General features: G+C 69.9%; 7 protein-coding genes and 5 pseudogenes. 5 read left to right on the top strand and 7 right to left on the bottom strand.

What is annotated here, in order from left to right:
• Nucleotides 1-302, top strand: a pseudogene (locus VT52_RS12620) (hypothetical protein); the annotation flags it as partial.
• Nucleotides 303-422: 120 nt separating this feature from the next.
• On the opposite strand, the pseudogene rpsN reads toward VT52_RS12620, so the two are convergent.
• A pseudogene (gene rpsN, locus VT52_RS35585) lies at nt 423-730 on the bottom strand (30S ribosomal protein S14).
• 87 nt (nt 731-817) lie between these two features.
• On the opposite strand from rpsN, the pseudogene VT52_RS38745 reads away from it, so the two are divergent.
• Nucleotides 818-1,104 (top strand): annotated as a pseudogene (locus VT52_RS38745) (cobalamin biosynthesis protein CobW); the annotation flags it as partial.
• Between the two features lie 167 nt (nt 1,105-1,271).
• On the opposite strand, the gene VT52_RS12610 reads toward VT52_RS38745, so the two are convergent.
• Nucleotides 1,272-1,940 (bottom strand): TetR/AcrR family transcriptional regulator, encoded by a 669-nt coding sequence (locus VT52_RS12610; RefSeq protein ID WP_079175008.1) that lies wholly within the window; start codon nt 1,938-1,940, stop codon nt 1,272-1,274.
• Between the two features lie 522 nt (nt 1,941-2,462).
• Between VT52_RS12610 and VT52_RS12605 the strand changes: the two genes are divergently transcribed.
• Nucleotides 2,463-3,851, top strand: a complete 1,389-nt coding sequence (locus VT52_RS12605) for an MFS transporter (protein ID WP_046422400.1) — start codon at nt 2,463-2,465, stop codon at nt 3,849-3,851.
• Between the two features lie 109 nt (nt 3,852-3,960).
• Here the strand turns inward: VT52_RS12605 and VT52_RS38740 are convergent.
• The 4 genes and pseudogenes from VT52_RS38740 to VT52_RS35570 form a co-directional block, all read right to left on the bottom strand.
• A pseudogene (locus VT52_RS38740) lies at nt 3,961-4,326 on the bottom strand (ATP-binding cassette domain-containing protein); the annotation flags it as partial.
• Nucleotides 4,327-4,620: 294 nt separating this feature from the next.
• Nucleotides 4,621-6,063, bottom strand: coding sequence for an aminopeptidase P family protein (locus VT52_RS12595; RefSeq protein ID WP_079175007.1), 1,443 nt, complete (start codon nt 6,061-6,063; stop codon nt 4,621-4,623).
• A 457-nt stretch (nt 6,064-6,520) separates the two neighbouring features.
• Nucleotides 6,521-6,688 (bottom strand): hypothetical protein, encoded by a 168-nt coding sequence (locus VT52_RS38735; protein WP_240509732.1) that lies wholly within the window; start codon nt 6,686-6,688, stop codon nt 6,521-6,523.
• 66 nt (nt 6,689-6,754) lie between these two features.
• Nucleotides 6,755-7,338, bottom strand: a pseudogene (locus VT52_RS35570) (proline racemase family protein).
• Between the two features lie 277 nt (nt 7,339-7,615).
• On the opposite strand from VT52_RS35570, the gene VT52_RS12585 reads away from it, so the two are divergent.
• Entirely contained in the window at nt 7,616-9,913 is a 2,298-nt protein-coding gene (locus tag VT52_RS12585) for a M9 family metallopeptidase (RefSeq protein ID WP_046422403.1), read from the top strand.
• A gap of 101 nt (nt 9,914-10,014) precedes the next feature.
• On the opposite strand, the gene VT52_RS12580 is transcribed toward VT52_RS12585, so the two are convergent.
• Entirely contained in the window at nt 10,015-10,974 is a 960-nt protein-coding gene (locus VT52_RS12580) for a LysR family transcriptional regulator (protein ID WP_046422425.1), read from the bottom strand.
• 316 nt (nt 10,975-11,290) lie between these two features.
• Between VT52_RS12580 and VT52_RS12575 the strand changes: the two genes are divergently transcribed.
• Nucleotides 11,291-11,959, top strand: coding sequence for a helix-turn-helix domain-containing protein (locus VT52_RS12575; RefSeq protein ID WP_206306496.1), 669 nt, complete (start codon nt 11,291-11,293; stop codon nt 11,957-11,959).
• Nucleotides 11,960-12,016: the final 57 nt, after the last annotated feature.

The raw sequence follows: 12,016 nt of genomic DNA, 5'->3' as shown, positions 1-12,016 counted from the left end.
CCGACACCCTGTCCCAGTCGGTGACGATCCCCGCGGGCTGCAAGGCGTCCCTGACCTTCTACCTGCACATCGACACCGCCGAGACCACCAGCAGCACCGCGTACGACAAGCTGACGGTCACCGCCGGTTCGACCACCCTCGCGACCTACTCGAACCTGAACAAGGCGTCGGGCTACGTCCTGAAGACCTTCGACCTGTCCTCGCTGGCGGGCCAGACGGTCACCCTGAAGTTCAAGGGCGTGGAGGACTACTCGCTCCAGACCAGCTTCGTCGTGGACGACACCGCCCTGACGACCAGCTGATGCGCCTGGGATGAACGCATCGTCCCGCACGCGGACACCGTCCGCGTGCGGGACACCCGGAGTCCGTCCGGCCGCACGGCGCGTGAGGACGTCAGATGTCCGTGCGGCAGGCTCCGAGGTTCACCAACTGCTCTTGGTCACGCCGGGCAACTCGCCCGAGTGGGCCGTCTCCCTTACGCGGATGCGGGACAGTCCGAAGGCGCGCAGGTGACCGCGCGGGCGGCCGTCCACGGCGTCGCGGTTGCGCAGGCGGGTGGCACCGGCGTCGCGGGCTGTCGGCGCAGCTCCCGCTGGGCTGCGGCACGGTCCTCGTCGGAGGTTCCGGGGGAGGCGGCGAGCACTTTCAGTGCGGCCCGGCGCGCGGCGCAGCGGGCCACCACGAGGCGTCGCTTCCCATTCTTCGCGATCTTGCTCTTCTCGGCCGTCAGACCGTTCCTCCTCGGGCGCGGATGCGCGCCACCGCGGCCTCGATGCCGATCGCGTCAACCGTCTCACGGACGCCAACGGAACGAGAAATGAGCGGAAACCGCCGCCGGCTGCCGGTCGCAATCGTCGGAGGGCCGCATGCTGACGTCCGCCGGGCCGCGGTCGAGGAGATCCTGCGGAGGTCCCCGGCTCAGTGGCCCCGCACCACGACCTCACATCCGCGGTCGACAGCGCGGTCCATCGGACGGTGCGCGATGCCGGCGGACTGCTGAGCGGCGGTGACGTGCCGCTGGTGAACGACTGCGCCTGCTGTGCGCTGCGCGAGGACCTGGTGCCCGACTTGCTGAGGCTCGCCGGCGAGACCGATCACGCGCTGCTCGACCAGCTCACTCCGGACGCCCGGAAGGTCCCCGTGACGAGTGGTGAGCCGGGGGCGGCCCTCCTGGCGGACGCTTGCCGGCGGCCTGCGCAACGCGTGTCCGTTTTGAAGCTGCGGGGGCCGGATACGGAGCAGCGGCCACCGCGCCAGGCCCCCGACCCCGCTCAGGTCTTCAGACCGCCGATGACGGTGGCCACCGCCCGTCGCAGGGTGTCGGCGTCAGCGCCGACACGAGACCGCAGATTCACTCCGTAGGCGAGAAGTGTCAGTGCTTCGGCGGTGGCGTCCAGATCCAGAGTGCTCCGAATCTGGCCCTTGGTCATGGCCACCGCCAGTACGTTGCGCACCGCCTCACAGAGTTGGCGATGATGGGACTGGAGAAGCTCGTTGACGTCATCTCGGGACGCTTCCGGGCTGGCGTGCGCATTGGTGATCAGGCATCCGCACCCCACCAGGGGGCCTGTCTCGCCTCGCTGGATGAGGGACTCGAAGTGAGCCTCGATCGCCGGAAGGCCTTCCTCTGCTCCCGACAGTCTGGAGAACGTCGGGATGGAGTGCCGGTCGACATAGCGGCGGAGGGCGATGGCGAAAAGCTGTTGCCTGTCGCCGTAACGCAGGGTCAGTGTTTCGCTGGCGATGCCCGTCGCCTCCGCGACATCGCGGATATCGGTATTCTCGATTCCCTGCTGCCAGAACATATTTGTTGCCGCTTCCAATGCCGCATCCTCATCGAATTGCGTCATCTTGGAAACTTCCTTTCGTGACGAGATCGAAGAGATCTTGCGATGCAGGGCTGATCCCGTGTGCCGTAGCTGGGGAAGGTCGATGCTCATGGCTCTACGAGTGGTCGACCACTACCGAGCTCCGGTTGACGACGCCTCTCGTCCTACCACAGACTTCGCGACCGTTGTCCGGCACAGGACCCGGCTCCGCCGTACGGTGCCGGAATTGCTTCTTGCGGAGGACCGGAAAGCGGCCATTCCCGTCGAACGGCGCTTGGTCATGAGCCTTGCTCGGTTCGTGAAGCGACTGTTTGGCCACGGCTGCGCGGCCGGAGTAGTCCTCGGCCCCGTCACCGGAGGGACGGGCATCGTGTGATGTCACCATGGCAGCCATGACGGACTGGCCGGGAGGGCACGAGGCGGAAACCGGAAGTGATCGTCGCGAGGCCCCCGCTCCGAGGGGATTCCTGCGGACGGCGCAGTGGTGTTCATGGACTGGCTGAGGGCGGGGCTTGCCCGGCCGCGGGAGCCGGTTTCGAACGGAGGGGGACAAGGGGTACCGCTCGGCGATCCGCCGGGACTCGGTATCAGGCGCAGTCGCGGGCGAGGCGGCATGGTGGCGGTGGTCCGGCGGTGATCGGTTTCCGTGGCCGTGAGCGCAGCCTGGTCGCGGCCGGCTCGCTGGCCGTCCTCCTCGTGCAGATGAACTGGTTCGCCCTGAATCTGATGCTGCCCGTGATCGCCGGTGACCTGGGCACCACGCCGGTGAGACTGCAATGGGTGGTCAGCGGCTACCTGCTCTCGCTCGGGACGCTGATGATGGTCGCGGGGCGCCTGGCTGACCAGCGTGGTCGACGCACGGTGGTTGTGATCGGCCTCGGATGGTTCGCCGTGGTCTCGGTGTTCTGCGGAATCGCGCAGAGCCCGGTGTGGCTCGTGATCGGGTGTGTGGCCCTCGGAATCGGCGCGGCGATGATGCTCCCTGTCGCGGTGGCGCTCACGGCGGCGGGCTTCGAGGGCGGACTCCAGGCGCGTGCGGTCGGCACGGTGCTGGGCTTCGGCGCGCTGGGTACCGTGATCGGCCCGTTCGTCGGTGGGATGTTCGCCGAGCATGTGAGCTGGCGTGGTGTGTTCTTCCTGAACGTACCGCTGTGCGTGATCACCGCAGGCCTTCTGCTGCGCCACGTGCCGGAGAACCGCGACGAGTCGGCGCCGCGAAGTCTCGACACGCCTGGTGTGTTCACCGTCGCCGCGGGTCTGGTCTGCGTCATGCTGGGCGTAGGTCAGGGAGAGGCATGGGGGTGGGCCTCAGCTCCTACAGTCACGTTGCTCATGGCCGGACTCGTCCTGCTGACCGCGTTCTGCCTTGTGGAACGACGGGCGAAGGATCCGCTTCTCGATCCGGCGTTGCTGCGGCACGTACCGTTCACCGTGGTCACGGCCGCCGGCGCGGTGTTCAACGTGGTCCTTTTCGTGGTCTCGGTTCTCAGCGCGCTGTACCTCCAGCAGGTACGTGGCCTGTCTCCCGTCCATGCCGGGCTGATCTTCCTGGCCCTGTCGGGTGGCAACGCCTCAGCCAGTTACTGGGCGGGGCGACTTACCGAGCGCCGGCGGCCAGAGGTCCTCATGGTGTTCGGTGCGGTGACCGGATCCGTCGCCCTGCTGGTGTTGACGTTCATTCAGCCGCTGTGGCTCTACACCATGGTGCTCTTCGTGGTGGGGGCGAGCACCGGACTCAACTGGGCACTGACAAATGTGGCCACGCAGGCGTACGCGCCTCCGCAGCAGCGGGCAACCGCCTCCGGCATGGTCCTGACCTGCCTGATCCTGGCGGGCGCGATCGGCGTCGCGGTCACCGTCACCATCGTGAAGGCCGTCAGCTCGAACGCGGCGACCGCGGCTCCCGATGCCCACGTGCTCAACACTGTCCTCAGGGGCACCGCGGGCCTGGTGCTGCTCGGGCCGCTCTCACTGACCGCGCTGCTCGTCACCGAACGATTCCGGTCCCGCGATGACGTCTGAGCGACATGCCGTCGGGGCGGTTCGGGTGCGGCTGGGTCTACGGGCGCATGTCCGTCCGACGGCGCGTCGGCCCCGTGGAGTCGCGGCGTCAGCGGCGGGAGCGCGCGTATCAGCGGCCGTCGTGGCGGGCGACATGGACGGGGCGTCCGAAGCAGAGCGTCATGCTGTCCGGGGTGAGTACGCCGTCGACCGGCCCGGACGCCGGCTCGCGGCCCTCCTTGCGCAGGAAAGGCGTGAGTGGTGCTGGGCGGGAGCTCCTCCACGTAGTGGGTGACGGTGATGGTGGCGAGGCCGGGCCGGTCGGCCGAGAGCCGCTGCAGTGCGTCCACGAGGTCCTCGCGGGAGGGCAGGTCGAGGTCGTTGAACGGCTCGTCGAGCAGGAGCAGCGACGGATCCGCATCAGCGCACGGCAGATGAGGATCCGGGCCCGCCGGCCGCACGGTCTGGCCCGCTGAGTACGCTCCGCGCATTCCTCAGGTACTGGACCTGCCTGTTTGTGGCCGGCCGCGGCTTCGCCTCCACCGCGCGCTCGGGCAGGTGACCGTGGACGCGCTCGTTCTCCGCCCGTTCGGGATGCCCGACCGCGCTCCGTACCGGTACGCGCGGGAGAACTCGCCCTACCTGTCGAGGCAGTCGCTCCTGCCGACGAAGCGGCGCCGCGTGCGGTGCTCGACGCGGGAACCCAGAGTTGAGCGGAGCCTCCGTGTGCATCAGTGCCTCTTTCCTCGTGCCGGCCTCGGCCGTGCTCGCTGTCCTCGGCCGGGCGAGGTCAGCGCGCGGCGGTCACCCATGCCTCGACATCGTCGGCGGCCCGCGGCAGAGCCGACGAGAGGCAGACGGCGCCGTCGGCGGTGATGAGGAAGTCGTCCTCGATGCGCACGCCGATGCCGCGCAGGAACGCGGGGATCGTCAGGTCGTCGGGCTGGAAGTACAGACCGGGCTCTACGGTCAGTACGTGACCCGGCTCCAGGACACCGTCCAGGTAGGCGCTGCTCCGAGCGCCGGCGCAGTCGTGGCAGTCCAGGCCCAGCATGTGTCCGGTGCCGCAGAGGGTGTAACGGCCGTACAAGGACGGGTCGTGGGGGCCGGTGCCGCCCGGCCGTAGGCCCCAGGCGTCCAGGCCCTCGGCGATGACGCGCGTCGCGGCGTCGTGGAAGTCGCCGAAGCGCGCGCCGGGCCGCAGCGCGGCGATGCCCGCGGACTGGGCTGCGTGCACCAGGTCGTAGACCTGACGCTGCGCGTCGGTGAAGCGCCCGCCGACCGGCAGGGTGCGGGTCACGTCGCCGGTGTAACAGGTGTCGGTCTCCACACCGGCGTCCAGCAGGAGTAGTTCGCCGTCGCGGACGGGACCGTCGTTGCGCATCCAGTGCAGGACGCACGCGTGCGCGCCGGCCGCGGCGATGGTCTCGAAGCCGAGGCCGTAACCTTCCAGCCGGGCTCGTCTGTTGAACGTTCCCTCGATCCAGCGCTCGCCGCGTGCGAGCCGCGCGGCCGTGGGGAGTTCGCCCGCCACGTCGTGGAAGGCTGCCACGGTGTGGTCCACGGCCGCGCGCATCTGCTCGACCTCCCACTCGTCCTTGACCAGCCGCGACTCCGAGAGGAACACGAGCAGTTCGGACTCCTGCTCCGCAGCCGGCGGCACCGCGGCGTCGACCACCGGGTCCTGGCCGCGCACCACCCGAGTCGGGACGGGCGAGGCGAGGGCGCGTGCGAGGTCGTCGCGGGGGAGGACCGTGACGCCCAGGGCGTCGGAGGTCTCCGCCAGGGTGCGGCGCCGGCCGACCCAGAACTCGCCGTAGCGGCGGTCGCGGTAAAACTCGGTGCCGTTCGGCCCGCCGTCGCGCGGGGAGCGCGGCCGCGTGAACACGGTGGCCTCATGGCCTGTGCCTGTCGGTTCGAGGACGAGGACACTGTCCGGGGCGGCACCGCCGCCCTCTTCGGCGGTGAGGTGGAGGAACGCGGAATGCGGGCGGAAAGCGTAGTCGAAGTCGTTGCTCCGGACCTTCAGGCCGCCGGCCGGGACCACGATCCGCTCACCGGGGAAGCGCGCGGACAGCAGCGCGCGGCGTTCGGCCGCGTACGCCGCTCCGGACCGTACCGGCGCGGCCTGAGCCGAATCGGCCCAGCCCCGCGTGAAGCACTCCGCCAGCGTTGACGACGGCGCGCGGTCGTGGCTCGCGCCCGCGCGCTGCCCTACGTCTTGTCGACCCACCGTACGCTCCGTCCCTCGGGGATCCGCCGCGGGCCTGACGGTACCATTTCACATGGTACGGAACCAGGGAGATGCCGTCCCGCCCGAGTTCGCCGCCGGTCCGCCTCTTCCTGCCGTTGGGCCGCTACGGCGACCACCAGGTCTTCCCATCCCATGCCGGTGGTCTTCACGACCGCCGGACGGTCGCAGGGCGGGACCGCGCTCGAGGTGAGCGGCTCGGCCACGGTCACCAGGGTGCGTGGGTCAGGTCCGGGCGCCCTCCGCCATCGCCACCGCCATGACGCCACCGGCTTCCTCGCGCAGCGTGCTCGCCCGGCTTTCGCGAGGACGGAGGCGCAGCGACCCGCCCATGCGCCCGGATCGTCCGGACGGGCCACTCGGCCCGCGGACCGGCACCGAAGACCACGAGTCGCAGCCCGTCGGCGGCGCCGCGCACGAGATCGTGCGGCCGGTCGAGTCAGCCGGCGACCGAGACCGCGGGGGTGTGCGGCGTCGTGAGCGCGATGCGGTCGAGGAACGCCGTCGGCGTCAGGGTACGGCTGTCGTGCAGGAGGCAGGTCGCGTTGACGCGCTTCGGGCCGAGGGCTGTGTCGTTCGGCGCGTGGTGATCTTCATCCCGAACCACCCACCGGCCTCGGACGGCGGCAACATCCCCTGCCCGCAGGCCGGCTCGGTGGCGACCCGCGGGATGTCACCGTCCTGCGAATGCGCGGCGGCGCGGGCGGCGTCGAGTGCCGTCGCGGATCTCCCGGCTGACCGCGGTGAGCGCGGTGACGTCCTGCGGCCGGACGCGCAGCCCGACGGACGCGGCCGGCACCATCGCGTACATCGCGCCGGCGAACGCGGTGTCGACGGTGACCTTGCCACGGGAGGCCGGCCCGTCCACGCCGCTCGCGTGGACGTGGGCGGGCACGTCGGTGAACGTGAACGTGACGTCCTGGGCCGGGGCGTTGCTGGTCCTGACGTCCGCCGTGACGCGCCCGGAGGGACGCCGATCACCACGTCGAGGCCGTCGGCGGGCGTTGGGACCCGGCCCGAGGCGACCGCCCAGGCGCCCAGGGTCATCGTGTCGTGCCCCCAGGCCGTGGAGAGCCCGTCGTTGTGCCGGAAGAGGACACCGCGATGGGCGCCACCGTCGTCGTGCGGCACGGAAAACCGCCGTACAGGTCCGCGTGGCCGTGCGGTTCGCCGCTCAGCAGCCCGTACCCGCTGCACGTCCTCTCTCCGGGGCGCGACGGTCCGGTGCTCGGCGACCGTCGGTCCCTCCGCCGTCACCGCGTCCGGGCCGTCCACGAGGATCCGGAACGGCTCGCCGCCGGTATGCCGGTCGACCGTCTCGATGGGCCGTGTCCTTGTCGTCGGCTTCTCACTCCAGTCAGGTGTGGGCGACCTGTTGCACCGGTACTCCCGCGCAGCGCACCGGTGTTATGGGTCGGCCGGAGACAGTGCTGGGCCCTGGAGCATTGCCCATGACTTCACCTCAGTGCAATGTTACATACCGCTGCCCGCCTCTTCGGGCGGCTCCCTCTTCGCTCCCCCCACTGGAGACGTGATGCAGTCTCGACCACTCCTGCCCAGGATCCTGGCCGCCGGGCTGGCGGCCGGAGGCCTCGTCGCGGGCCTGATGACGGTCGCCCCGGCCGTCGCGGCCCCCGGTGTCACCGGGCCGGTCCCATCACCTGCCGCGCCACCCTCCGCGGCCGTGCAGGCGGCCAGACAGCACGGAAAGGCCACGCCGACCGGCCCCGAGACCGGTCGGTCCCAAGCCGCCACCACGCGGGCGAAGCCGCTGCCGGCGAAGCTCCGCGGGGAGCCGGCCGCCCTGGGTTCGGCCAAGCCGTCCAAGCCACACCTGTCAGGGCGCACGGCACTCAACCCGGCCGGAGCCGCGTGCACCACAGCGGACTTCGCGAGCCGGTCCGGCACCGACCTGGTGTCGTACATCAAGACAGTGGACTGGAGTTCCTGCCTCAACCCGCTGTTCAGCCTGACCGGTTCAGACGCGCACGCGGTGTTCAACCAGTCGCAGATGCTCGCGGTGGCGAACGGCGTCACGAGCGCGGCCGGCTCCTACACCGGTGATGACTCCGGCGGCCTGTACGAGCTGATGTACTTCATGCGCGCCGGCTACTACGTGCAGTACGGCGACCCGCAGGACGTCGGCACCTACGACTCCGTGCTGCGCGGCGCCGTCGAGAAGGGGCTGGACACGCTGTTCGCCGGCGGCCACGCGAACGACGTCAGCGCGGGCAACGGCGGCGTGCTGGAGCAGGCGTTCGTCCTCTCCGACAGCGCGCAGGTGCAGGCCGACTACCTGAAGGTCTACTCCCGGTACCTCAACGCCTACAACAGCGGTGTCTGGGACGCCGTTCCCGAGATGGACCGGGCGCTGAACGCGATCTACACCCCGCTGTGGCGCGGCCCCTGGCTCCCGGACTTCGTCACCGCGATCACCGCCGACCCCGGCATCGCCGACACCCTCTACAAATTCACCCTCGACCACCGCGACCTGCTCGGCGGCGGCAACGAGGTGCTCGACTCCAACGCAGGGAACGACCTGGCCAACTTCGTCCAGATCCCGGCCCTCCAGAGCAAGATCCGCCCGCTCGTCAAGGGTCTGCTGGACGGCTCGTCCATCACCGGTGCCACGGACGACCTGTGGGTGCACGTCGCCTACCGGGCCAGCACCGGGGACCCGAGCCAGTGCTCCTACTACGGGGTCTGCGATCTGGCGAAACAGCTCACCGCGGCCGCGCTGCCGATCAACTACCCCTGTGACGACTTCACGGTCATGGCGCAGGCGCTCACGGCGACGGAGCGGACCGCCGTCTGCACGAGCCTGACGAACGAGGTGAGGTTCTACCAGGACCAGGTCAAGACCACCACGCCGATACCCGGGGAGTACTTCGACCTGAAGATGGTCATCTTCGGGAGCAGGACCGACTACACGACCTACTCGTGGGCGATTTTCGGGAACGACACCGACAACGGCGGCGAGACGCTGACCGGCACGCCCACCGACCCCCACAACATCGCCTACTCCATCCTCTACCAGTGGCCGACCGACAACGGGTTCCCGGCCAACGCGTGGAACCTCAACCACGAGTTCGCCCACATCCTCCAGTCCGTCTACGACATGAGAGGCGACTTCGGCACCCAGGTCACAGTGCCGGACGTGTGGTGGATTGAAGGCCAGGCGGAGTACGTCTCCTACACCTACCGCGGCATCACCGACGACGGCGCGATCACCGAGGCCGCCAAGCACACCTACAAGCTCAGCCAGCTGTTCCAGAACACCTACGCCATCGACGACGAGACCCGAACCTACCCGTGGGGCTACCTGGCCGTCCGATACATGACCGAGAAGCACCCCGACCGGATCCAAGCCATGCTGGCCAAGATGCGGACCGGGGACTACCAGGGCGCCTACACCGTCTACAACAGCATCGGCACCGGCTACGACGCCGACTTCGACGCCTGGCTCGACGCCCTGACCGGTGGCAGCGGCCACGGCTCGGCCACGGCGTGCACCGATTCCAACACCCAGGCCATGGGCCGGAACTGCTACCGTTCCGACCAGTCCGGGGCGGCGGGTGACACCGACTACTTCTGGATCTACCTGCCGGCCGGCACCACCACCCTGAAGGTCACCACCAGCGGCGGCAGCGGCAACGCCGACCTCTACTACGACCCGGCGACATGGGCCGGCCCGACTGCCTACACCAAGAGGTCCACCAACTCCGGCAGCACCGAGAGCATCACCGTCACCAACACCGAGGCGGGCTACCGGTACATCAGCCTGTACGCGGTGACCGACTTCAACGGGGTCACCGTCACCACCTCCTACTGAGCCCCCGTCACCGACACCGACTGACCCGAGGCCGCGGCCCGGTCGACTCCGGTCGACGCGCCGCGGCTGCGGCGGCGCACCGGCCGTCCACCTCCTGCGGCCTACGTACGCGAGGTGCGGTAGTGACGGGCGGCCCATGCCTGGAAGTGCGGCGCGCGGGCGATGAGTTCCTCGTAGGCAGCCAGGGCGGCGCCGAAGAGTGTCTCGGCCATCTCCTCGGACACGCGCTCGCGATGCCACACCAGTACGTAGCGGCACCACAGGGGTGTGCCGGCCAACGGCTTGACGACCACGCCCGGGTTCGGCTTGCACGTCGCCTGGACAACGGAGATCCCCAGCCCGTCCGCGATCATCCGCTGCAACTGGTCGCGGTCCCCGAGGAATTCGTGCACCGTGGCGGGGGTGAAGCCGGCCGCCCGGAAGGCGTCGTAGCAGACGTCGGGCCAGCCCGCACCGTCGTCCGGTGTCAGGAACCAGGCGTCACCTGCCAGCTCGAACAGCGACACGTCCCACCGCGCGCTCGCCGGGTGGTCGGCGGGCAGGGCGACGAAGCTCGGCTCGGTGACGATGCCGCGTCGCGCCACGGCCTCCGGATGCCGCAACTCGCTTCCCGGATAGTCGACCGCGACGCCGACGTCCAGTTTGCCCTCCTCGAGCAGACCCACGATCCCGGCCGAGGAGTAGACGCTGCTCACCTGCGTGGTCAGCGCCGGCAGGACGGCGCGCGCCCGTTGCAGAAGGCCCGGCAGAATGGGCGTGTTCGTCGCGGCCAGCCGCAGCACCCGACCGGTCCCGAGCCGTTCCGCGGCGGACCGCCGCCCGATCGCGTCGGCCAGTGCCACCACCTCGCGCGCCCGCACCACGACTTCGACCCCGAAGCGCGTCGGCGTCACCCCCGCACTGCCCCGGACGAACAGGTCCGCGCCCAACAGCCGCTCGATGCGCTTCAGCTGGCCGCTGACCGCCGGCTGCGAGCACCCGAGGACCGTGGCTGTCCTGCCGAGGCTCAGTGTGTCGGCGATCGTGCACAGAATCCGCAGGTGTCGGAGCTCGAGTTCCATCAGCACCCGTTCCAGGTCTCTCAGGAGTGTGCCGGTTCTACCGCCGCCCCTGGGCTTTGGGGGCGTCCGGTGCGGGCGCGGCAGAGCTTCGGGCGGTCGGCTTCGAAGAGGCGAGAGCCCTGCTTTCGGGGGCCGGTGGCTCGGTGGCCTGCCGCTCACCGGAGTCGACCGATCGCGGCGGCGCCCGCTACGGGAGTCGCGGCCGGGTTTTCTTGCGGTGCAGCAGCGCGATGTCCGAAGCTGTTCGGAACAGCGAACGAACCAGCCGCCCTCTGTACGGTATAGCGAACGGAGGTGGGAGAGAAGAGGGAAGAGTGTGAGTGTCTCCGAGGGCTCGATTCGGGGCATGCTGGCCGCCAATCTGAGGCGCGCGAGGACTCGGCGAGGGCTGTCGATCTCCGAGCTGTCCCGGCGTTCGAGGATCGGCAAGGCGACGCTGTCGCAGTTGGAGTCCGGCACGGGCAATCCCACCATCGAGACGGTGTTCAGTCTCTCGCGCGTGCTGGAGGTGCCGATCTCCGATCTGCTGGACAACCGGCCCTCCGACGGGCTGGTCGTGGTGCGCGGCGAGGAGGTGGAGGTACTGAGGGGCGAGGGGGTCGATCTGCGCTCACTGCGGCGGATCGAGTCGGGTGATGCCGTCTTCGAGGTCTACGACCAGCGGGTGCGGGGCGGTGGTCGACAGGATTCCCTCGGGCACGTCGGGACCGAGCACACCATCGTGCAGGACGGCAGGCTCGGCGTGCAGGTGGACGGGCGCGAGGTGGAGCTGGGTCCGGGCGACTACGTGGGATTCGACGCGGCGCTGCCGCACAGCTACACGGCGCTCGGCGGCGCCGTGCGCTCGGTGCTGCTGCTCCAATACCGAGCGGACCAGCGGCTGCACCGGTCCGCCCCCGCACTCGGCGCCCCCTGCCCGGGGCCGGCGACGGGGGCGAGTGCGGGGGCGGTGTCGCCAGGGGCTCAGGCCCGATGTGACCGTTGACACATCCGACGCGGCGTCATAATCTCCCGTTCGTTCGATATAGCGAACAGCGGGGGT

Origin of the sequence: Streptomyces malaysiense (assembly GCF_000980885.2) — a bacterium.
Taxonomy (GTDB): Bacteria; Actinomycetota; Actinomycetes; order Streptomycetales; family Streptomycetaceae; genus Streptomyces; species Streptomyces malaysiense.
Note: the sequence above shows the minus strand (reverse complement) of the source record. Positions and strands in the feature narration are given on the sequence as shown.